The sequence below is a fragment of the Petralouisia sp. genome (genome assembly GCF_056822245.1).
The window spans coordinates 41,166-61,845 of the sequence record NZ_JBQIOP010000025.1; the positions used below are offsets into that span (position 1 = coordinate 41,166).

Genomic DNA, 20,680 nt, shown 5'->3' on the forward strand with positions numbered 1-20,680 from the left:
ATCCGGTAAAGGGCGATTGTACGCGGTACCACCTTTATTCACACTGCAGCGCAGCATATCTCTGTATCCTGTAACGGGGATGGGCCGGGAAAACTTACTGACGGCAAATGCCGCCCTGTTGGGCTTTCCGGTTCAAAAGCTACCTTCCGCAGACCTTCCTGAAACAGCCTTTCAGCCAAGGGGCTGTTCTCTCTGACAGGAGCATTCTGCCTACTCCTCTTTCTCACTACCTTTGCCTCACATATTACTCCGCCGGAGCAATAGCTTCTGTCCATTGTAAAATCTAACGGCAAAAATGTCAAGTAGCCTGCCGCAATTTTTTTGAAAAATCAGCATCGGTTCAGTTCAAAAGCTTTATGATATTCTCATAAACAAAATTCCTGGCATTTTCACGCTCTATATTGTCAAACACAAACTGATGGGTCAGGTAAAAACCGTATGCTACAAACTGGGACAAAATAGCGCTCCACACTTTAAAGGCGTCTTTTTCACAGATCAATCCCTTATCGGCTGCCAGCTGAAGCAGCCGGTCTGTGAGATGCTTTGCCGAACGGCAGTCCTCCTTTCGTTTTTCCAGTTCATTCAAAAGGCTGCTCCCGGTTATGGTATTATCCCGCATGATCTTTTCCATCAGTACAAAACCATCGTATTTTCTGCAGGTGGCTTCCAACATATCCATTCCCTGGAAAATAATTTCCTGAAAGCTCTGTCCATTCTCAATCAGTTCAAAAATGATGGAAATATGACGTTCCGTTTCATACTGTATGGCGCCTACAATCATTTCTTCCTTGGTAGAAAAATATTCATAGGCCGTTCCTTTTCCGATGCCCGCCTGGGCCGTAATCTCAGACACCTTCAGGGTGTCAAGCTCCCGCCCGGAGGCAAAGAGCTCCAACACCGCCTCATACATGGCCTTTACCTTGGGCGGATATTTCCGCTCCAGCTCCAGGCCGGGATCATTTGTTTTTGTGATTTCCTTTTTCATTATATCTCTTCCTCTACCATGCTCTTATTACTGTAGAACAAATCATAGATACAGGGCACCACAATCAGCGTCATCAGCGTACCGTAAATCATACCGCCGATGGTTACAATTGCCATAGGCCTTGACATGTCAGATCCCATATCATTTCCAAAGGCCATGGTAACCATAGCCAGGATTGTGGTCATGGCCGTCATCAGAATGGGCCGCATACGCGTTTTCCCGGCCGTTACAATGGCTTCGCGTTTCTCTGTTCCTTCCTTCCTGAGCTGATTGATATATTCCACCATTACGATACCATTGTTTACAATAATTCCCACCAGCATGATAAATCCAATCATAGAAATAATGCTGATTTCATTACCGGTAAAGAACAACGCCAGAAATCCTCCGGTCAGCGCAAGGGGAATCGTAAATAATATGATAAAGGGCCCTTTTAAGGACTGGAACTGGGCCACCATAATCAGGTAGATAAACGCAATGGCAAGAATCAGCATCAGCATCAGCTGCTCCATGGCCTCATTGATGGTTTCATTTTCTCCGGTCATCTCCAGGGAATAGCCCTCCGGCATTTTATAATCCTTCAGAGCCTGTTCCACATCATTTCCCACCAGACCTACATTGTAGCCTTCTGCAATGGCCGCGCTTACCGTGACATAACGCTCCTGGCCGTCACGGCTGATGGAGGTAAGACTCTCTAACTCCTCAAACCGGGCAATCTCCGAAACAGAGATTTCCTGCTCCTTGCCGTCCTCTTTGTCCGTATAAGTAAAGGTCAGTTTTTTCAGAGAATCCAGAGAAGCTTCTTTTTGCTCCACACTTTCCAGGTATACCTCATAATCCTTGATATCGGTGGAAATGGTATCGTCTGAGGTTTCATTTTCCATCTGCTCATACACCAGCTGATACACCTGGGCCACGGTCATGCCGTATTTGGCCGCTTTTTCTTTGTCTACGGTAATGCGGAATTCTTTCTCTGTCTCTTCCATGCCGTCCGATACCTCAGCGGTTCCCTCCACCTGTTCCACCATGGCGGAAACATCTTTGGCCAGTTCCTGCAGCTTATCCAAATCACGTCCCCTGATCTGAACCGAAATCCCTTCTCCTGCCAGTGCGCCCATATCCATGTTAGAGCTGCTGACGCTGATTTCCCCTTCCATCTCCTGGGTTAACTCTGTAATCTGTTTTGCAATTTCGTCGTTGGTCAGCTTCTTATCTTCTTTCAGAATAATATAAAGGCTGACGTCATTGCCGCCTCCGCCGCCCATCATACTTGCCGCGATGCCGCTTCCGCCTGCCATGGCTCCCACAGAGTCCACATCCTCAATGGTCTGAATCTGCTCCGTCACTTCATCTGCCAGTCTGCAGGCGTCCTCAAATTCCGCCTCCTCCGGCGGAGTAACCGTTACCGACATCTGAGTACTTTCCATATCCGGCATAAAGGCCGTTCCTTTTAACATGGAAGCCTTTGCGCTGACAACCAGCAGTACAATCATTACCAGAAGCACCAGAGGCTTGACATGCAGCAGCTTCTCCAAAACCGCCCCGTATCCTTCCTGAAACCTGTCAAACCAGGGATGTTTGACGTCCTTTGTTTTTTTCAGCAGCCCCGCGCCCATCATCGGCACAAAGGTCAGCGCAATCAGCAGACTGGCCAGAAGGGAATAGGCAATGGTAAGACCCATATCCACAAAAAGCTGCCGGGTAATTCCCTCGGTAAATACAATCGGCGCAAATACGCAGACGGTTGTCAGCGTAGAGGCTGAGATTGCCCCGCTGACCTGTTTTGCCCCTTCCACGGCCGCTTTTCTGGCAGACAGTCCCTCGTTTCTCATCCGGTAGACATTTTCAATTACCACAATGGAGTTATCCACCAGCATACCAATGCCAAGCGCAAGGCCCGACAGGGAAATCATATTCAGTGTCACGCCGCTGAAATACATCAGCACCACTGCAAAAATTACCGAGATGGGAATGGACACTGCAATCACCAACGTAGGCCGGATATCCTTTAAAAACAAAAGCAGAATAAAAATCGCAAGGCCCGCGCCGAACACCATGTTATTCATCACGGAATCCACAATCATATCAATGTAAATTCCCTGATCCATCAAAACAGACACTTCCAGATTCTCGTTATTCTTTTTCAGGCTGTCAAACTTATCATAGATCCGTTTTGCCACGTCTCCGGTGGAATACCCGGTCTGTTTCTCAATGGACAGCATCACTCCGGGTTTGCCGTTTAATTTGGCATAGGATTCTGCAGAATCGTCCACAACGACAATATCCGCCACATCTGACATATGTATCACATCCACGCCGTCCATGCCCAGATCCATTAAAACCATATCCTTCAATGCGTCTACGCTGTCTACCGCATCCCCCACACGCACCATATACCGCTCGCCTTCGTCGGTAATATAACCGGCCGGCATGGAAAAGTTCTGGGCGGTCAGCAGATTTGTCAGAGTTTCCATTGTAAGGATATTGTTCAGATCTGCAGAGTCATACGCCTCCTCTTTGGTATCCTTGAAGGTTTCCTTGGATTCCTTCAGCTTCTCTTCTCCGCTTGCAAGCTGAGCCGCCGCGCTTCCCATATCCACAGACCCGGTAATCTGGCTCTGATTCAGCGTAGCCAGGGTATCGTTAATGGTAGTCTTTCCCTCTGCCACACTCTGAAGTCCTGCCTCAATTGCTGCAATTCCTCCATTGATCTGCACAATGCCCTGCTCTGCCTGAGTGATGGACTTGGATATGTAAGACGCCAGTTGTTTGTCAGAAGCATCCGCTTTCAGCGTGCTTCCCTCCTGGGAAGCCAGTTCGCTCTTAATTGCCGCAAGTCCGCTTTCCACCTGGGCAAGCTGCTCCTGAAGCTGTTCCAATTGCTGACGCATCTGCCCCAGACCGTCCTCCAGTTTTCCTTTCTGCTCTTCTAACTGGCTAATCTGGGCCTGAAGCTGCCCCTGCTGCTCTTCTAACTGGCTAATCTGAGCCTGAAGCTGCTCTGCCTGGGCCTGAAGCTGGGCCGCCTGCTCCTGCATCTGGGCTGCCTGAGCCTGGGCAATGGCCTGCTGAAGCTGTTCCAGTCCCTGGCTTGCCTGCTGCAATGCCTGCTGCACCTGGGAAAGACCGTCCCTGGCCTGGGAAAGCCCTTCTTCCAACTGACCGGACTGTCCCTCCAGCGTTTTAATCTGTTTTTCTAATTCTGCAATGCCTTCTTTCAGCTTCTTCTTGCCGTCTGTCAGGGAAGTCACCTGTTTTTTAAGTTCTTTTAACGATTTCACTCCCTGTTCCGTGCTGCTCTTTGTCTCTTTAAGCTCTGCCAGCTTATTGTTCAAATCTGTCTCTGTCTGGAACAGTTCGATTTTCTTGTCATTCAGCTGATTCTGGGCATCGCTGAGCTGATTTGCCATCTCCTGCTTGCCGCTGTCTAACTTATTCTTTCCGCTGCTGATTTCACTTTCCGCTGAACTCATCTCGTCCTCTGCATCTGCAAATTTATCATCCAGGGAAGCAGTAATTTTTGCATTAATTGCGTCAATCTTTTCCTGGCTTAAAGTCACCCGTATGGATTCCTTAATCAACCCTGTACCGGTAACGGAGGCAACTCCCTCCACACTCTCAATTTCCGGAATCAAATCTTTCTCCGCATAATCGGTGACTGCCAGACTGTCCATTCCATCCGCTTCCACAGCCGCAATCATAATGGGCATCATGTCCGGATTCAGCTTCATAATGATAGGATTACTCACAGTGTCCGGCCAGTATCCTTTGATCTGATCCAGGCTTTCCCGGATTTCCACTGTAACAGAATCCATATTTGCAGTCTGTTCAAATTCCAGAACTACCATGGACATATTATTGGAAGAACTGGAACTGATATTTTTAATGTTGGAGGTGCTGGCCATTGCCGCCTCCACCGGCTGAGTTACCGCATTCTCCACCTGCTCCGGGCTTGCTCCCGGATAGGAAGTAATCACAATCGCATAAGGCAGATTGATACTGGGCAGCAGGTCCGTGCTCATTTTACTCAAAGACACCACTCCCAGAATAATCACCAGTACGATTCCCACAACTACTGTATAGGGCTTTTTCACGCTGAATCTTGACAGCATTCTCTCATCCTCCTGTTTACTTTCTGACCGACTGGTCGGTTTTCAATTTATTATAATCATCTATGACAGAAAATACAATAAAATAAATATAAAATTTTTATGAAATTATTTTGTTATTTTTTTGACAATCTTCTTTTACTGGCATCTTTTTTTCGAAAATCTCTGCTGTTTTTAAAAAAATACATAAAATTTCTCACTGTATTTGTTTTTATACACACAAAGCGGTTGAAAAATTTTAAAAACATGTTACATTAATACTCAGGAATAATTTCAAAATATTTTTTAAGGAGGAATTACACTATGGATAGGAACATGCAGGGTTTTGGAATGATGATCAGCAAGCTGAAAAAGAACCCGAAAAGAATTGTATTTACAGAGGGAAGCGATCCCCGGATTTTGGAAGCGGCATCACGTCTTTTGGCTTCTTATTTCCTGACCCCCGTACTGGTAGGAAGCAAAACAGAAGTAGAGGACGCTGCAGAGGAATATGGTTACAACATCCGCGGAGCGGAAATTATTGATCCGGACAATTTTGAAAGCATTGACGAAATGGCCGAATTATTATGCGAGCTCAGAAAAAGCAAAAACATGCAGATGGACGAGGCACGCAAAATCTTAAAGCAGGGCAACTATTTCGGAACCATGCTGGTGAAAATGGGATATGCTGACTGTCTTTTGGGCGGCGCAACTTATACCACTGCAGACACCGTACGTCCTGCTCTTCAGCTTATCAAAACACGGCCCGGAAAAAATATCGTATCTTCCTGCTTTATTCTGGTACGTCCTTCCGCTACCGGTGAAAATGAAGTGCTTGCCATGGCTGACTGTTCCATCAATATCAAGCCTTCGGAGGACGAGCTTGTGGATATCGCCCTTGGCGCTGCCGACTGCAGCCAGTTGTTCGGTATTGAGCCCAAAATTGCATTCTTGAGCTATTCAACCCTTGGTTCAGGCGCAGGAGAGGATGTAGACAAAATGCACAACGCCGCCGTTAAGGCAAAAGCGCTGCGGCCGGATCTGCCGATTTCCGGTGAAATGCAGTTTGACGCTGCCGTTTCTCCCCGTGTGGCGCGTACCAAATGCCCGGACGATGAAGTGGCAGGACATGCCAATGTGTTTATTTTCCCGGACATCAACGCCGGAAATATCGGATATAAGATTGCGCAGCGTATGGGTAACTTTGCCGCATACGGACCAATCCTGTTAGGACTGAATTCCCCCATTAATGACCTGTCCAGAGGATGTACCGCAGATGAAGCTTATTCGATGGCAATTATCACTGCTGCACTGGTAGATGAGGTAAAAAAAGATTTAGAGGGCTAATCCTGTAAAGGATTCTGTATCTGACGAAAGAGGGCTGTCTGCAAAGGCGGCCCTCTTTTTGCCGTTCTTTTCCGCAACACTCTGCTTTTTTCTGCATATACTAAAGTAACTGATATGAGTTACAAGGAGTTTTCCTATGCAGACATCATGTAAATTAAGCAATGTCGCTAAAAATTATCTGAATACTTTTCACTGTATTCTGGACGAAATGATTCGGGAAATGACTTCAGCAGAACTGGGCTGCAGCATTTCCGGTAATTTTATCAAGCAGATGATTCCCCATCACCAGGCCGCCATTGAAATGTCGCAAAACCTGCTGCAGTACACCACCTATATCCCTTTGCAGGATCTTGCATGCAGTATCATTGCAGAACAGACCAAAAGCATCGAGCATATGCAGGAAATCCAGTGCTCCTGCAGCCTCCGCAAAAACTGCAGCCAGGATTTATGCCTGTATCAGCGCCGAATGGATCAGATTATGCAGTATATGTTTTCCAGAATGTCCTGCGCCCCGGACACCAACCAGCTCAATCCGGACTTTATCCGGGAAATGATTCCCCACCATATGGGCGCCATTGAAATGTCCAACACCACATTGCAGTACGATATCTGTCCCCAACTGAAACCCATATTGGATACAATTGTCAGTACTCAGCAAAAAAACATCTGTCAGATGCGCCAGCTTCTGCATCAGCCGGGATGCATGTAAGGGGCGTCTTATGCAAAAAAAGGCCGCCGGCAATGCTCAGATTACCCGCAATTTATTACTCCGGCGGCTCTTTCTGGGTAAATCTTTTGCTCCGGCGGCTCGTTCTGCGTAAATCTTTTTCCGATATTCTTTTCCCCGGCAGAGCTTACGATACCTCCTCTGATACAATCACGCTTCCTACCTTGGTCAACGCCCTCTGCAGCGAATCCCTTGCATTTTTCCAGGGCTCCTCCTGATACCGGTAATCATTCTTACAGATAAACCATTCCACGTCGTCCCGCACACGTTTAAAATTATCCAGATAACTCTCATTCAGCTGCCCCAGAAAAGATTCCAGATGCTTCTTATTCAGATACCTGGGCGCCAGTTCAAACAGATTTTTATAATGGCCGGTACAGAATCCCTTAGTCCCGGCAAACTGCTGCCGGAACTCTTCCTCCCGCTCATACAGGTAAAAAATGGTCATCAGATAACTTTCAAAGGTCTGGTTAATATAGCCGCACACAAAACATTTTTTCTCCTGCTCTTCAATGAAATCAATCACCGGGGAAGCTGGCCGGACTTTTTTCTTAAACATGGAATTCGGCCCGGGAAGCGGCGCTTTTGCAGCCTTCTCCAGTTCCCTGATCGTCCTGTCCATATGCGTTTTCAGCATCATGGCCAGTCCCGTCTTATTGGGATACTCATAAAGAGTCCGTAAATGTTTCTGGCAGAACCCCTGTTCATCCATCTGGGCCCGGATATCCTCCTCCATATAGCTTGCGCCTGGGCCTATCGTATAGCGAATGGCATTTTCTTCTAATTTCCGGTACATAACGCAGACCGGACATTCACAATCCTGAGCAAATGCATCGTGAATGGGAATGGTGTAAATTTTCTCTCGCATCATCAATTCCTGTCTTTTCTTCTCTAATCTACAACCTCTTTCATCTTCTCTGCCAGACGGTTGACAATCTCATTTACCATTTCAGTCTGTGCAGCGATCTGCTCACTGCTTGCCGCAAGGGCTGAGGTACCGTCGTTAATATTCTCTATGTTCTGTACAAACTGACTGGTTTCCGAATCAAGCTTCTGAATGGCAGGCAGCAAAATTGCGCTTTGTCCCTTTCCAGTGGACACTGCTTCCTTGGTCTGTTCTGACAGATCCCGCACACGGTTGGCAATTACCGCAAATCCTTTTCCGGCCTCGCCGCTTCTGGCTGCCTCAATTCCTGCATTTAACGCTAACATTCCAGTCTGATTGGATATCTTGATAATATCTTCATTCATCATATCATATCCCTGCACCGCATCCACCACCTGTTTCATGGAGCCGCGCAGCATTTCCGTAAATCCTGACATTCCTCCCACAGCCTGGGCAATTTTCGTGGAATCCTGCGCAGACGCCTGGTTTCCCTCTGCCAGTTCTCCCATAGCATTTTTAATCTGCTGAAAATCAGCAATCACCTCTTCATACAACTCTTGTTTTCGTCTCTGAGATTCTTCCAACTGAGCGGTAAACTCCCGCATCCGCTCCTGCTCCTCCTGCAGCGCATATTTCTCGTAATGCATACAGTTTTCCTTCCGGTTCAGCCCCAGGGCCACTGCCGCAGCCATTTGACGGCAGCTTTCATATCCGCAGGCTCCGCAGTCAATCTCCCGTTTTTCCGAAGTGTCTTTCTTCATATCTTCATATCCGTCCTCAAGCTGGCTGTCGCTGACGGAAGCCGCCAGATTCCGTTCCTGATAACTGCACATAAAATCTTCCAGCTTTAATTCTGCAAACTGGGCGTTGAAATTAGCCAGACGCTTCTCAAAGGAAAGCTGTCTGTTCCATGGATTTGCTTTATCTTTTTTCTTATCCCGCTTACTGGCTTTTGCTCTATCCCTCTGATTATGTATCTCAAACAATACGTCGTCGCTCTCTGCCGACCCCGGCTCCACGCCTGTTCCGTGGAGACAGCCATTGGAGCAGTTCAGCGCGTCCACCATAAAAGGAAGCTGTTTGCCGCTTTTCACCCGTTTGGCATATTCCTTCAGAAAATGGTACGCATGAAGTTCTCCTTCAATCTGGCGAACCAGAACATCCTTTCCAAGAAAATGCTCCACATTCTCCTTCAATCCTCCCGGCTGAGGGTAAACGCTTCCCAAGCCATATTCCAATTCATCCACAGCATCATAAGAATTCAGGTTCACACCCTTTAACTGATTCATCAAATGGGCGAAGGTAAGATTGTAAGCCACATATTTCTGGTTCTCCGGACGCATGATCTCTGATTTCTTGGCAATGCAGGGTCCCAAAAATGCCAGTTTATCCGTGATTTTCATATATTTTTTCACATAAACTGCTGCGCACATCATGGGGCTGTGCACCGGAACAATCCTGGGTATCAGTTCCGGAATATACTTTTCAATATAATCCACAATTGCTGGACACGGCTGCGATATTCCTCCGGTAAAATTGTGTTTCATTATATAATTCAAATACCCCCAGGTGGTAATATCCGCCCCGAAGCTGACGCTTATCACATGTTTCACCCCAAGACTTTTCAAATATCCAAGTATTTTCCCATATTCCCGGGGATAATTTGCAATAAATGCCGGAGCCACCAAAAGGCTGATGGATTCCCCTTTTCCCAAATCCGCAAAAAACTGTTCCGTATCATCCCGGAAATCCCTGGCATGATGGTGGCAGGCGTCAATACATGCACCGCACTGGATGCAGGTTTCACCATTGACATAAATCAAATCTTTTCCATCCTGTTTCAGAGAATAATTTGCTTCAAAAACCGGACATGCTGAAATGCAGTGGTTACATCCGATACATTTTTCATTCGTATAAACAAGTCCTGTATTTAACTTACCCATCTCCATGATATGTCTCCTCCTTACCGTTCCTCGTTGCGATTTCTGCCCCGCACACATATCCCCGCTGTGCCTTTCACCTCTCACATATCCCCGCTGTGCCTTTTAAGTTCCTGCACATATAAAAACCTTTATCTCTATTATAATTTTTCCGGCGGAAAAAACAAGAAAAAATTTTTCCGCGGAATGTTTTCCTGTCCCTTTTCATACTCTGAAAGAAAAAGGATTTATTTTTATGGAAATTTATATTGTCCGTCCCGGTGATACAGTTGACGCCATCGCCGATGCTTACGGTATTTCCCCTCAGTCCCTCATTTACAATAATCAGATTCCTTATCCCTATCCGCTGGCTGTGGGTCAGGCCCTTCTTCTGTCCCGGGAAACTTCTGATTCCCCAAAAGCAACAAACGCCCTAGTATCCGCCGGCGGATATGCTTATCCATTTATCAGCAGATGGGTATTAGATCAAACCCTGCCCTATCTTTCTGATTTATTTATTTTTTCCTATGGATTTACCCCGGAAGGGGAACTGATTCCTCCCCTTTTAGACGATACTTTTCTCATTACTGCGGCAAAATCCGCCGGCACGGCTCCTATCCTGACTTTAACGCCTTTCGGCCCCAACGGACAATTCAGCAACTATCTGATTTCTCAGGTGGTAAATAACGAATCTGCCAAACAGCGTCTCATTGAAAATCTCACTGGCCAAATAACAGAACGGGGATTTGAAGGAGTGGACATTGACTTTGAATATATTCTTGCAGAAGATAAAATTCCCTTTGTAAATTTTGTACGTGACATTCGGGCTGCCGTCAATGAACTGGGATATCCGGTCTCCGTTGCACTGGCGCCGAAAACCTCCGATCAGCAGATCGGGCTTCTCTATGAGGGAAAAGATTACGGCCTTCTGGGAGAAGCTGCTGATTCAGTTCTCTTAATGACCTATGAATGGGGGTATACTTACGGGCCGCCTATGGCAGTTGCGCCGCTGAATAAAGTTCGGGAAGTGGTGGAGTACGCGCTGACAAAAATACCGGCTTCCAAAATCAATCTGGGCATTCCCAACTACGGATATGACTGGACGCTCCCCTTTGTACAGGGCGCATCTAAGGCTGTCACCATCGGCAATATCCAGGCAGTTCAGATTGCCATAGCCAACGATGCCTCCATACAATTTGATGAAACTGCCCAGTCTCCTTATTTTCAGTATTTTTCAGAAGGCCTGACCCATGAAGTATGGTTTGAAGATGTGAGAAGCCTTTCGGCCAAATTCAGACTGGTGGAGGAATACCGGCTCCGTGGGATGGGATACTGGCAAATTATGCAGCTTTTTCGGGCAAACTGGCTCCTTCTGGCGGACACTTTTTCCATTCGCAAAAAAGATGCCTGAAAGCTGCCAGGTCACCCCCCTGCCATGCCTCTGTACTGTATACAGCTTCTGCATTAATACTCGTAATCAATGCATGCCCTGCTCTCTCTGATCCGGCTTATAAATTCTCCGAACTTCAAATGCGCCGGATGAGTCTGGTATGCATTCAGTCCTTCCGTATCTTTAAAATCACAGATCAAAGCCAGTTCATAATTGCTCTGATCCGCCTTGGAAGTGTTGCATACTGCCTCTATCTTCTCCAGAGTGGGAATTACATCTTTTAACTGAGCTGCCATGGCCTGCGCCTCTTTGGCATTCTCAACTGCGCTTTTTCCATTTGCTTCTTTCAGTTTAAACATAACGATATGTTTGATCATTGAAAAACCTCCCTGTCAATTGATGATATGATTCTGGGGCAATTCTCCTTATTATGCCTGAAAATAATAAGAAAAGCCGTAAACTTATGATTGTGCTAAAATCCTTAAGTCTACGGCTCTTGCCTGTAAAGCAGATAACGGGAATCGAACCCGCCTCTCCAGCTTGGGAAGCTGGCGTTCTACCGATGAACTATATCTGCCTACTGAATATCGTAGATAGCCATACGGCCCGCTAAACTCTACAACAATTACGCTCATGATACAATTCTCATAAATAAATGCCGGCGACCGGAATCGAACCGGTACGATGTCGCCACCACAGGATTTTAAGTCCTGCGCGTCTGCCAGTTCCGCCACGCCGGCACAAATGGGACCTACAGGGCTCGAACCTGTGACCCTCTGCTTGTAAGGCAGATGCTCTCCCAGCTGAGCTAAGATCCCATTCTAAACACTGATTGAAGTTATGCTCAATCACTATACAATCTTAAATTGTATAACGACCCAGAAGGGACTCGAACCCTCGACCTCCGCCGTGACAGGGCGGCGCTCTAACCAACTGAGCCACTAGGCCATTTCCTCATAGTTAATAGCGTGGACCTTCGGGGACTCGAACCCAGGACCGACCGGTTATGAGCCGGTTGCTCTAACCAACTGAGCTAAAGGTCCAAGTTGATTGAATCAACACAAGCCGATGATCGGACTCGAACCGATAACCTGCTGATTACAAATCAGCTGCTCTGCCAATTGAGCCACATCGGCATATTATTAACTATGAAATGACTCCTACGGGAATCGAACCCGTGTTACCGCCGTGAAAGGGCGATGTCTTAACCGCTTGACCAAGGAGCCTGACTGTTGTCTCTTTCCCGCTGTTACCTCAGCGACGGATTAATATTATCACAGTTCTTTACAAAATGCAAGCATTTTTTACTAAAGTTTTTAACTCCTTCACGAACAGAATTTTATCGCACTAATGAAAGGCCTTTACCGGGCAGGAGTTCCTGCAAACGCCGCAGCGGATGCACTCCGGATGGTTGGCGTTTTTGGCCGGGTTTACCTGCATCTTACAGACTTTGGCACAAACACCGCAATTGATACAGGCTTCCTGGTCCACCCGATAACGAAATACAGATATGGGATTAAAAACAGAATAAACGGCTCCAAGGGGACAGATGTATTTGCAAAACGGGCGGTAAATCAAAATGGATAAAAGAATCGTCACCAACAGCAGCAGATTCTTCCAGGCATACAACAAACCCAATGCGTTTTGCATGGATTGGTTCAGAAGCACCAGAGGAATCCCCCCTTCCAACGTGCCTGCCGGACAAATCAGCTTACAGAAATAAGGCGCCCCTTGTCCTAAAACATCCACCAGAACCATAGGCATCAATATGACAAATATCAATAAAATTATGTACTTCAATTTCCGAAGCAGACGATCGCCCCTAAAAGTCTCAAGCTTTTTCCAAAAAGGAAGTTTATGCAGTAAATCCTGAATTAATCCGAAAGGACACAGCCAGCCGCAGACAAATCTGCCCATCAGCCCACCGACAAACATCAAAAATCCCGCCACATAAAATGCAAATTTAAAATTCCAACTTCCAATAACCGCCTGCATTGCTCCAATCGGGCAGGCTCCCACAGCTCCCGGGCAGGAATAGCAATTCAGGCCGGGAACACAGAGAGTTTTCAATTTTCCCTGATATATTTTTCCCTGTAAAAATCCTGCCAGGTAACTGTTGGTGAGAAGCGCCCAGAGCGCCTGCACTCCATGACGTTTCGGCTCCTTTATTTTCTTTCTTTTATCCAATTCCGACACACTCCATGCATATTCTTTCTTTTATCCAATTCCGGCACACTCCATACATATTCTTTCTTTTATCCAATTCCGATACACTCCATACATATATTAATCGCTTTCTCTAAAACTACGGATATTTCTCCCCGGTAAATTCCATACCCTGCCATGAGAAGTCCGCAGACAGCCACAAAAATTCCTGTTCGGGAAGAATGCAGGCGGCTCATTGACCCACCCCCTGGAAATCTGGTTCTTCTATCACATTGTTTTTCCTGTTCCTTTTCATTTCGCATAGCTCCTTTTTCTTTAATATAAAACACGTTTCAAATTCCCGCAATACGCTGTGAAACTGCCAACAGCCCGACTTCCTCTGTTTGCTGCTACTCAGAAATTATACTATACACAGCCTGGCGAATCAACTGCAAATGCTTTACGCTACGGCAAATTCCCAATAAGCCCCAATGCCGTTTTAGGGATGGATATTGTATCGCTGTGCTGTGACGACACTTCTCCTAATATTGCAAAATTATAACTTTCATATTCCCAAGACGCCAGCGTCCATCCTTCTGCATGCTGTACTTTTACTTCCACCAGGCGTTCCGCTATCGTATGGCCTTCCCAGGTCTCATCCATGGCTTTTTCAAAAGCTATCTCCGGCAAATCAATTTCGCCGTCCTTCACAATCCACATGGTACACTGCCCTTTCAAAATCCCATCATAATACTGAAGCTGAAGATACTTTTCATCTGATTTTTGCACTGTAAGATTCTGAATCCAGTTTTTATTCTGGGGCAGTGACACTGGAATGCCAAACTCTATATGAGTTGGAATACCTTCTGTCTCAACAAATTTTTCCAAAATTTTACTTACATACCCCTTCAGCCCGTCATACCATTGCTGACCTGTTTCTGACAGCTTCGCTTTGACAGGAATTTCTGCTACCGCTCCTGTAATTTCTTCGCAAACTCTTGCCATAATATGGCCTTCCAGCCCTGTTTCTCCGCCTTGTTCAAACCGGTTCATACAATACCTTACCGTATATCCTCCATAATAAATCAACTCCCGATATTCTTCCAGATGTGCGTCTATATAGTCCTGGGGGTCAGAAGATTCCGATTCTCCATCCATACAAATGGAATCAATCAACTGTTCTATGACAGGAGCTGTATCCAGTTTCCCGTATGCAACTGCCTGTTCATAACAGTCCTGCATTTGCTTTACAATAAATTTCTGGCTGTCAAGCCCGTCTTTCACGATATGCCCGGGAAATTTTCCACGGATATCCTGCTCTAAATAGCTGCCGTCCCCTGGCTCCCAGTATTCCTCCAATAGATATTCCCCTTCCTCTATTACAAATGTCAATGCTGCCGGAATATGGGAACCGCCCACTTCTTTCAGGCCGTTTTCCTGAAATTTATATTCATTGTAAAGCGCCCAGCCATAATAAGTAATTTTCTGCCTTCCCTTTGCATCCTCTGAACTTTCTTCTCCCAGCTTCGTAAAGCTGCCGCAGGCAACGTCATAACTATACTCTCCGGAATAAAAAGTCCCATTATGTTCTATAATGGCGTCTTTTATGGCTGCTTCTGCCGCTTCTTCCATCTGTTCCCTTTCCTGGCTTTCAGAAGATAAACCGCTGTCTCCTTCACTTCCCGAATGAAAACCATCTGCAAAAAAAGAACTGCCATTTCCCAGTTGGGCAAGGTCCTGCATCACTTTTTCCGGTTTGGGATTTGTAATAAGGCAGATCCCACCCAGTAAACATCCAACAATGCCGATTACGCTTACCACAGCCGTTGGTTTTTTGTAATCCATGATATTTTTAATTCGTTTTTTCACATCTCCCTCTCCAAATGCCAGGAGCATTCCTGGAATTTTTCTTTTCCCCACAGTAAACCGCAGCAACGACTCCGCATATTCCGCCCGGATATCTCTGTCCATTTTCCTCATTACCTCTTCATCACAGCTCATTTCCATATCTTTTCCTGCCAGAAAAAATGCCATCCACACAAGAGGATTGAACCAATGGATACATACTGCAAGAAATGCCAGAATCTTTATGAAATAATCTTTTCTGGCAATATGGCATTGTTCATGAAGGATAATATATTCCTGTTCCTTTTCCTCAATGCAGGAAGGAAGGTAAATCTTTGGATGCAGCATGCCCAACACAAACGGAGAAGCAATATAATCAGCTAAGTAAATATTTCCCTGAATCTGTATGGAACAGGATACCTGACGGGAAAGACGCATTCCTGAAAGCAGCCTGGAGCCTGCCAGTATCCCAGCCCCAATCAGCCAGACCGCAAACCAGAAAGAAGATTGCATTCCCAAGAATAAAAAACTGTTCTGCTTCTCTTCCACCTTTACCAAAGCGCCGGTTTCATCCTCAACTGATTTTATGCCGAAAGCCTCTTCTTCTTTTGCTTTTAAAGAACTTTCTCTTTCCTTCACTGGCCTTTGCTGCATGGGAAATTTTTGTTCTGCTGACAAGTCCGGATTGCCTTGTCCCAAAGAGATATTTTCTGAAATATACGCAACTTCGCCTCCCTCCTTGACTTCCACATGGGCTAAATTCAGCACTGAAAAAACAGAAGGCAGTGATACCGGGCAAAGCAAACGGAACAGCACAATCCCCCAAAGCGCATAAGAATATTTTTTGGGCGCTCTGGAAAGTAACATACGGATTACAAGAACAGCCAGTATCGCTATTGTGCCTGTAATGCTCATATTGATAATTTTATGAAGTATTCCATATAAAATATCCATTCCGGTTACCCCCTTCCCTGGTTGATAATGTCTATCAGTTCCTGAACCTCCCCATCTGACAATTTCTTCCTGGCAGTAAATGCAGCGACAAAAGCCGGCAGGGAACCGTCAAAAGCCTCTTCCACAAATTGCTCCCCCTGCATCCCATAAAAATCTTTCCGGCTAATGCGGGATGATACAATTCCCTGATTATTCTGAAAAATACCTTTCTCACATAATTTTCGCAGCACATTATAAGCGGTTGGACGCTTCCAATTCAGCTCTATGGCACAGATTTTTGCCAATTCCCTGGAGTGGATTGGTTCATTTTCCCAGATAAGGTCTGCAAAACGAGCCTCCACAATCCCTAAATTCGTATCTATCATAATTCTACCTCCTTGTTTATTTATAATAAACTATTTTTTAGTTTATCATTAATAAACTGATTTGTCAAGAAAAATGAGATGTTGTTTTAACGATTGATAAATCGTAAAGCGACAGCCCCATCCGGGATACTCATTCCAACATTTTTTAATTTTAAATCCGCATTTATTCACATAAAATGAATATACCGTTTTTCAAAATATGGCGTGACTGCTTCCCGCACCTTCGTGTCAGGATGTTTTCCCTCAATTGCTTTCCATGCTGTTTGACCAAAGCCTTCATTATGGTATTTTGGAGAAATTCAATATCCATAAATTCTGTTACGCATCTCCAAATGATTTAAACTTGGCTTTAACATTGAAAATAGTAATAAAAAAAATCGTAATAAAATCCTTCGCAATTTAGTGGACTGCACTCAGTACAGTCCACATTTTTTACGCAATTCCTACCTTTTAGACGCATTATCATCCTTAGTCTTATTAGTTTGCGTGTCTTCTATCCCCCTTTTTGTGTTATTATCGTCCTGTTTTTGCGTTCCCGTGTTGTTTTTGGGCTGTTTGTCCTGCTTTTGCGTTCCCGTATTGTTTTTGGACTGTGCAGCATCTGCTTTATCGTCCTGCTTTTGCGTTCCCGTATTGTTTTTGGACTGTGCAGCATCTGCTTTATCGTCCTGCTTTTTCATCCCTGTATTACTTTTGGGCCGTGTAATATCTGTTTTATTTGCGCTGCCCTCCTCTTTCTTCTTTACTTCATTTGATTCGGTTTTTACTTCTCTCTGTGTCACCCCCTTTTTCTTATCGCTATTCCCGCAAGCCATCATTCCAAATGCCATCACTCCTGCCAAACATAATACCAGACCTTTTTTTGCAAATCCATTTTTCATTGTTTTCTTATCTTTCATTTTCTCGTTCTCCTTTCTTATGTAGATTCATGTTATCCACTGTTAAATTACTTTTATCATCAAACCTCCTTTGTCATGTAATTCAAAGCAACATCCTTTGATGATCCTATTATTTCATCTAAACCTTACCAATTCCTAAAACAAATCTTAACAATTCTAAAGCTTAATCTCCTCTCTCTCATTTTGCCGCATTCATCACTCCCTGCCTGTATCTTTTCTTACAACAGCCGCCCTGATTATAGATTTTCTTCATATAGCGCTTTCATCTTTGCAACTATGGTTGAATCATCATCTCTCCGCAACTCATACGGTTCATAACTGACAGCAAGCTGAGCCTCCGAGGATAAGGAATTATACCAGCCATTCCACGGTTTCAGCAGATAACTCGGATACACTGAAATACCGTTTGTCCTATGTAAGCTTTTCAATACGCTGACCTATATTATACAGTCTGTTTACGCAATCCCGAACTATTTTTGCTTTTTTAATATACGCTCATACTGTTGTTTTGTAATTTTTTTGCTGACATATAATTGTTTCAATTGGGTCTTTGAATATCCTGCCAAAGCAACGTCTGCTATCTTTTTACCGGAACCTTCCATGCTGCTTTTATCAGAAGGAGACATGTTTTCCGCCTCTGTATGCACTCCCAGTGTTCTCCCTGCCTCACTCAGCTCTAAAGTATCGCCATTTTTTGATATGGCATTATAATTTCTCTTTAGGCTTATTTCCATGCCGGAACGTTCTCCTTCTGTCCGCTTTTTGACTTTCCCTAAATCTGCGCCTTTGGATAGATTCTCCGCATTCGCTGTTTTTCTCAAAAAAGACTCCGTAATTTTATTTTCCATTGCACAATCTCCTCTCTTTCTTTGTTTGGGCTACACATTCACCCATATGCACCATAATCTCTCTGTTACTGTTTTTCTTTTCATACAGCTTCCCATTAAAACATATTGAATTTTCCTTCAGCAGCACGATAATTGTTGACCCGCCAAATTCAAAATACCCTTTTTCCTCACCTGCCTTTATATTATCTTGTCTTAACGGCTGTCTGTAATTTTTGATTTTACCAACTAATAAAGCTCCTATTTCCATCTGGATCATTGTCCCAAATTTATCTGTTTTAATCACTTGATACTCTCTGCTATTTTGTACAAATACCGGAACCACCCTCAACGCAATAGGTCTGACGCAATGCAGTTTCCCTTTTATTCTCCTGAAATAGAGTATCCTTCCATTTGCCACATAACAATACCTGTGATAATTTGCAGGTGTCAGACGAAAAATAAGCGCTGTCCCATTCTGAAACTCCATAGCCAGCTTATGATCATCCAGTAAATCTTCCAGAGAAAATCTTGTATTCTTTATTTCAAAAACAGAATTTTTTTTAATTTTTACATAAGTTAAAAAACCGTCACACGGACTGATCAGATGGTCTTGCGTCAAATCATAATACTCTATTCTTCTTTTCCTGATAAAGAAATCATTAAACGACGAAAATCCTTTTGCGGGAATTTCTATATTGTCCATGTCAATTTTATGTTTCCAGATATAATATTTCACAAGCCATTTGGATAAGCCAGATGAAAGAAATTTGCCTGCAACCCGCGACACCTCCGGCTGAACAAGCAATTTGAGAATCATCCTTCCCAACGCAGTCTTATATAGAAAACATAACACAAGCGATTTACTCATAGCGCATCCCATCCCATAAAAAATACCATTCCTAACGCCTCTAAAAAACCGATAATAATAATCCCTGTTTTCCCAAGCGCCCCTGGCTTTTTGATTTCAACAGGCACAAGAAACCCCACCCCTGCGAAACCCAAAAGTATCGGAAAGCACATAACACTTTTACATACCCTGCAATCGTATAATAAATAAGCGATGGGCAATAACACTGCAATAGATGTTACCGGAATACCCAAATAACTTTCCCGTTTTCCTGTATTCAGCTTCTGCCGCTCCTCCTCCAGAACATTAAAATATGCCAGACGTATTAACGCACACAAAACATACACAGAAGCGATCAACCCTATCAATGCATTTTTATTAGAAATTATATACACGAATATCCCTGGAAAAACTCCGAAGCTTATCAGATCACTTAGGGAATCTATTTGTATTCCGAATCTTTTTTCCCTGCCGTTCCTTGTTTTTGTAGCTGCCACTGCCCCATCAAACATATCGCAAATGCCTGCCAGCATCAGACAAAATACAGACTCCCAATAACTTTGGCTCAATGCCAGCAGTATCCCGTAAAATGCAAACAACATTCCGCAATAAGTAAGAATTACTGTATAATCATAATATCCAAGTAATTTACTCTTCATCCCATCTCTCCTTTGCTATATCAACCCAAATGCAACACTGTACGCCAGAATGCACCATGGTTTTCCCAAAATAATAATCCATATAAATTTTTTACTGTTCATTTTTATCAATCCAGAAAAATAACATAAAAAATCGTCTGGAAATAACGGAAGCAGAGTTGCGATAAAAAGAAAACGTTCATATGATCTGCTTTTTTCCACTCGTCTGCTCCATTTTTCATATTGCTTTTCCGGAAACATAGCAAGCACAATATTCATGCCATATTTTCGTGCCAAAAAATAAGCAATAACAGATCCAAGGCTGATACCTATATAATTGCACCAAAATCCTGTCACGCTTCCAAATGCAACGGCTCCTGCCGCACAGCCCAGATACCCAGGCAATACCGGTACTACTACCTGAAATGCCTGAAAAAACGTAAGTATCAGCGGGGCAGCTATGCCAAAATCTTTCATATAATTCTGTAAAGATTCCACTGAATCTATTTTCTGATTAAAAAACTGTTTTGTAATTATAAGAAGTATAATAATAAATCCTGCCAAAACCCATATTTTTATCCTTTTATTCATGTTGTATTCCATTTCCCACTGTGCTGACATCAGCCTTTAATGCAATGTCTCCTCCTTTCCGCCTTTTTTAGTTTTAATAATAAAACATGTTTCTTAAACAGTTTTTAACTCATTTCTTAAACTTTCTTAATCGGGTAGGAGGTAGATAATTATTTTATCTACCGACCTCCCACACCACCGTACGTACGGTTCCGTATACGGCGGTTCCTTAGTTTTCACATACTTTC

The 20,680-nt window shown here is 44.4% G+C and carries 17 protein-coding genes, 7 tRNA genes and 1 other annotated feature; of the genes, 3 read left to right on the plus strand and 21 right to left on the minus strand.

All coding sequences use genetic code 11. The features are described 5' to 3' along the window. Window positions 1-5: 5 nt before the first annotated feature. Window positions 6-236 (minus strand) — a binding site (T-box leader). Between the two features lie 104 nt (window positions 237-340). Together ACTO17_RS11360 and ACTO17_RS11365 are read right to left on the minus strand one after the other, a co-directional pair. Continuing rightward, on the minus strand, window positions 341-985 hold the full coding sequence (locus ACTO17_RS11360) for a TetR/AcrR family transcriptional regulator (protein WP_172535504.1): 645 nt from the start codon (window positions 983-985) through the stop codon (window positions 341-343). Continuing rightward, window positions 985-5,097 carry an efflux RND transporter permease subunit gene (locus ACTO17_RS11365; protein ID WP_482558021.1) on the minus strand — a complete coding sequence of 1,371 codons (4,113 nt, stop codon included), beginning with the start codon at window positions 5,095-5,097 and terminating at the stop codon, window positions 985-987. Before ACTO17_RS11365 ends, ACTO17_RS11360 begins: the two co-directional genes overlap by 1 nt. A 312-nt stretch (window positions 5,098-5,409) precedes the next feature. On the opposite strand from ACTO17_RS11365, the gene pta reads away from it, so the two are divergent. Both pta and ACTO17_RS11375 read left to right on the plus strand, forming a co-directional pair. Further along, window positions 5,410-6,420, plus strand: a complete 1,011-nt coding sequence (gene pta / locus ACTO17_RS11370; protein ID WP_482558031.1) for a phosphate acetyltransferase — start codon at window positions 5,410-5,412, stop codon at window positions 6,418-6,420. 136 nt (window positions 6,421-6,556) lie between these two features. Then, window positions 6,557-7,129, plus strand: coding sequence for a DUF305 domain-containing protein (locus ACTO17_RS11375; RefSeq protein WP_482558022.1), 573 nt, complete (start codon window positions 6,557-6,559; stop codon window positions 7,127-7,129). A 145-nt stretch (window positions 7,130-7,274) separates the two neighbouring features. Here the strand turns inward: ACTO17_RS11375 and ACTO17_RS11380 are convergent, their stop codons facing one another. Both ACTO17_RS11380 and ACTO17_RS11385 read right to left on the minus strand, forming a co-directional pair. Then, the gene (locus ACTO17_RS11380) at window positions 7,275-8,018 is read right to left on the minus strand and encodes a DUF6062 family protein (protein WP_482558023.1); all 744 of its coding nucleotides are present in this window, start codon (window positions 8,016-8,018) and stop codon (window positions 7,275-7,277) included. Between the two features lie 20 nt (window positions 8,019-8,038). Continuing rightward, the gene (locus tag ACTO17_RS11385; RefSeq protein ID WP_482558024.1) at window positions 8,039-9,982 is read right to left on the minus strand and encodes a [Fe-Fe] hydrogenase large subunit C-terminal domain-containing protein; all 1,944 of its coding nucleotides are present in this window, start codon (window positions 9,980-9,982) and stop codon (window positions 8,039-8,041) included. 226 nt (window positions 9,983-10,208) lie between these two features. Here ACTO17_RS11385 and ACTO17_RS11390 point away from each other — a divergent pair, with 226 nt between their 5' ends. Then, window positions 10,209-11,363 carry a glycosyl hydrolase family 18 protein gene (locus tag ACTO17_RS11390; RefSeq protein WP_482558025.1) on the plus strand — a complete coding sequence of 385 codons (1,155 nt, stop codon included), beginning with the start codon at window positions 10,209-10,211 and terminating at the stop codon, window positions 11,361-11,363. A gap of 53 nt (window positions 11,364-11,416) precedes the next feature. Here the strand turns inward: ACTO17_RS11390 and ACTO17_RS11395 are convergent, their stop codons facing one another. The 17 genes from ACTO17_RS11395 to ACTO17_RS11475 form a co-directional block, all read right to left on the minus strand. Beyond that, window positions 11,417-11,719, minus strand: a complete 303-nt coding sequence (locus ACTO17_RS11395; protein ID WP_482558026.1) for a Dabb family protein — start codon at window positions 11,717-11,719, stop codon at window positions 11,417-11,419. A 129-nt stretch (window positions 11,720-11,848) separates the two neighbouring features. After that, window positions 11,849-11,919 (minus strand) — tRNA-Gly (locus ACTO17_RS11400). Window positions 11,920-11,998: 79 nt separating this feature from the next. Beyond that, window positions 11,999-12,082: transfer RNA gene (locus tag ACTO17_RS11405), tRNA-Leu, on the minus strand. Between the two features lie 5 nt (window positions 12,083-12,087). Next, window positions 12,088-12,160: transfer RNA gene (locus ACTO17_RS11410), tRNA-Val, on the minus strand. Between the two features lie 56 nt (window positions 12,161-12,216). Continuing rightward, a tRNA-Asp gene (locus ACTO17_RS11415) sits at window positions 12,217-12,290 on the minus strand. Between the two features lie 21 nt (window positions 12,291-12,311). Continuing rightward, window positions 12,312-12,385 (minus strand) — tRNA-Ile (locus ACTO17_RS11420). A 20-nt stretch (window positions 12,386-12,405) separates the two neighbouring features. Then, window positions 12,406-12,478: transfer RNA gene (locus tag ACTO17_RS11425), tRNA-Thr, on the minus strand. Between the two features lie 18 nt (window positions 12,479-12,496). Continuing rightward, window positions 12,497-12,568 (minus strand) — tRNA-Glu (locus ACTO17_RS11430). Between the two features lie 121 nt (window positions 12,569-12,689). Continuing rightward, the gene (locus ACTO17_RS11435) at window positions 12,690-13,529 is read right to left on the minus strand and encodes a 4Fe-4S binding protein (protein ID WP_172538179.1); all 840 of its coding nucleotides are present in this window, start codon (window positions 13,527-13,529) and stop codon (window positions 12,690-12,692) included. 68 nt (window positions 13,530-13,597) lie between these two features. After that, window positions 13,598-13,744, minus strand: a complete 147-nt coding sequence (locus tag ACTO17_RS11440; protein ID WP_172538178.1) for a CD1871A family CXXC motif-containing protein — start codon at window positions 13,742-13,744, stop codon at window positions 13,598-13,600. 208 nt (window positions 13,745-13,952) lie between these two features. Further along, window positions 13,953-16,286, minus strand: coding sequence for a M56 family metallopeptidase (locus tag ACTO17_RS11445; RefSeq protein WP_172538180.1), 2,334 nt, complete (start codon window positions 16,284-16,286; stop codon window positions 13,953-13,955). Between the two features lie 5 nt (window positions 16,287-16,291). Beyond that, the gene (locus tag ACTO17_RS11450; RefSeq protein ID WP_172538181.1) at window positions 16,292-16,651 is read right to left on the minus strand and encodes a BlaI/MecI/CopY family transcriptional regulator; all 360 of its coding nucleotides are present in this window, start codon (window positions 16,649-16,651) and stop codon (window positions 16,292-16,294) included. Window positions 16,652-17,094: 443 nt separating this feature from the next. Further along, window positions 17,095-17,550, minus strand: coding sequence for a hypothetical protein (locus tag ACTO17_RS11455; protein WP_482558027.1), 456 nt, complete (start codon window positions 17,548-17,550; stop codon window positions 17,095-17,097). Window positions 17,551-18,020: 470 nt separating this feature from the next. Next, window positions 18,021-18,398: a hypothetical protein gene (locus tag ACTO17_RS11460; RefSeq protein ID WP_172538183.1), complete on the minus strand. Its 378-nt coding sequence runs from the start codon at window positions 18,396-18,398 to the stop codon at window positions 18,021-18,023. Continuing rightward, on the minus strand, window positions 18,388-19,080 hold the full coding sequence (locus ACTO17_RS11465) for a phosphatidylserine decarboxylase (RefSeq protein WP_482558028.1): 693 nt from the start codon (window positions 19,078-19,080) through the stop codon (window positions 18,388-18,390). Before ACTO17_RS11465 ends, ACTO17_RS11460 begins: the two co-directional genes overlap by 11 nt. A gap of 161 nt (window positions 19,081-19,241) precedes the next feature. After that, on the minus strand, window positions 19,242-19,883 hold the full coding sequence (locus tag ACTO17_RS11470) for a CDP-alcohol phosphatidyltransferase family protein (protein WP_482558029.1): 642 nt from the start codon (window positions 19,881-19,883) through the stop codon (window positions 19,242-19,244). A 15-nt stretch (window positions 19,884-19,898) separates the two neighbouring features. After that, the gene (locus ACTO17_RS11475) at window positions 19,899-20,360 is read right to left on the minus strand and encodes a TVP38/TMEM64 family protein (protein ID WP_482558030.1); all 462 of its coding nucleotides are present in this window, start codon (window positions 20,358-20,360) and stop codon (window positions 19,899-19,901) included. Between the last annotated feature and the right edge of the window lie 320 nt (window positions 20,361-20,680).

What these genes read in the sequence shown, in the direction of transcription:
- ACTO17_RS11470 (WP_482558029.1), bottom strand. Translation starts at nt 19,883, where the DNA reads ATGAAGAGTAAATTACTTGGATATTATGATTATACAGTAATTCTTACT.
- pta (WP_482558031.1), top strand. Translation starts at nt 5,410, where the DNA reads ATGCAGGGTTTTGGAATGATGATCAGCAAGCTGAAAAAGAACCCGAAA.
- ACTO17_RS11360 (WP_172535504.1), bottom strand. Translation starts at nt 985, where the DNA reads ATGAAAAAGGAAATCACAAAAACAAATGATCCCGGCCTGGAGCTGGAG.
- ACTO17_RS11385 (WP_482558024.1), bottom strand. Translation starts at nt 9,982, where the DNA reads ATGGAGATGGGTAAGTTAAATACAGGACTTGTTTATACGAATGAAAAA.
- ACTO17_RS11390 (WP_482558025.1), top strand. Translation starts at nt 10,209, where the DNA reads ATGGAAATTTATATTGTCCGTCCCGGTGATACAGTTGACGCCATCGCC.
- ACTO17_RS11445 (WP_172538180.1), bottom strand. Translation starts at nt 16,286, where the DNA reads ATGGATATTTTATATGGAATACTTCATAAAATTATCAATATGAGCATT.
- ACTO17_RS11365 (WP_482558021.1), bottom strand. Translation starts at nt 5,097, where the DNA reads ATGCTGTCAAGATTCAGCGTGAAAAAGCCCTATACAGTAGTTGTGGGA.
- ACTO17_RS11450 (WP_172538181.1), bottom strand. Translation starts at nt 16,651, where the DNA reads ATGATAGATACGAATTTAGGGATTGTGGAGGCTCGTTTTGCAGACCTT.
- ACTO17_RS11465 (WP_482558028.1), bottom strand. Translation starts at nt 19,080, where the DNA reads ATGGACAATATAGAAATTCCCGCAAAAGGATTTTCGTCGTTTAATGAT.
- ACTO17_RS11455 (WP_482558027.1), bottom strand. Translation starts at nt 17,550, where the DNA reads ATGAAAGATAAGAAAACAATGAAAAATGGATTTGCAAAAAAAGGTCTG.
- ACTO17_RS11395 (WP_482558026.1), bottom strand. Translation starts at nt 11,719, where the DNA reads ATGATCAAACATATCGTTATGTTTAAACTGAAAGAAGCAAATGGAAAA.
- ACTO17_RS11375 (WP_482558022.1), top strand. Translation starts at nt 6,557, where the DNA reads ATGCAGACATCATGTAAATTAAGCAATGTCGCTAAAAATTATCTGAAT.
- ACTO17_RS11380 (WP_482558023.1), bottom strand. Translation starts at nt 8,018, where the DNA reads ATGATGCGAGAGAAAATTTACACCATTCCCATTCACGATGCATTTGCT.
- ACTO17_RS11460 (WP_172538183.1), bottom strand. Translation starts at nt 18,398, where the DNA reads ATGGAAAATAAAATTACGGAGTCTTTTTTGAGAAAAACAGCGAATGCG.
- ACTO17_RS11440 (WP_172538178.1), bottom strand. Translation starts at nt 13,744, where the DNA reads ATGAGCCGCCTGCATTCTTCCCGAACAGGAATTTTTGTGGCTGTCTGC.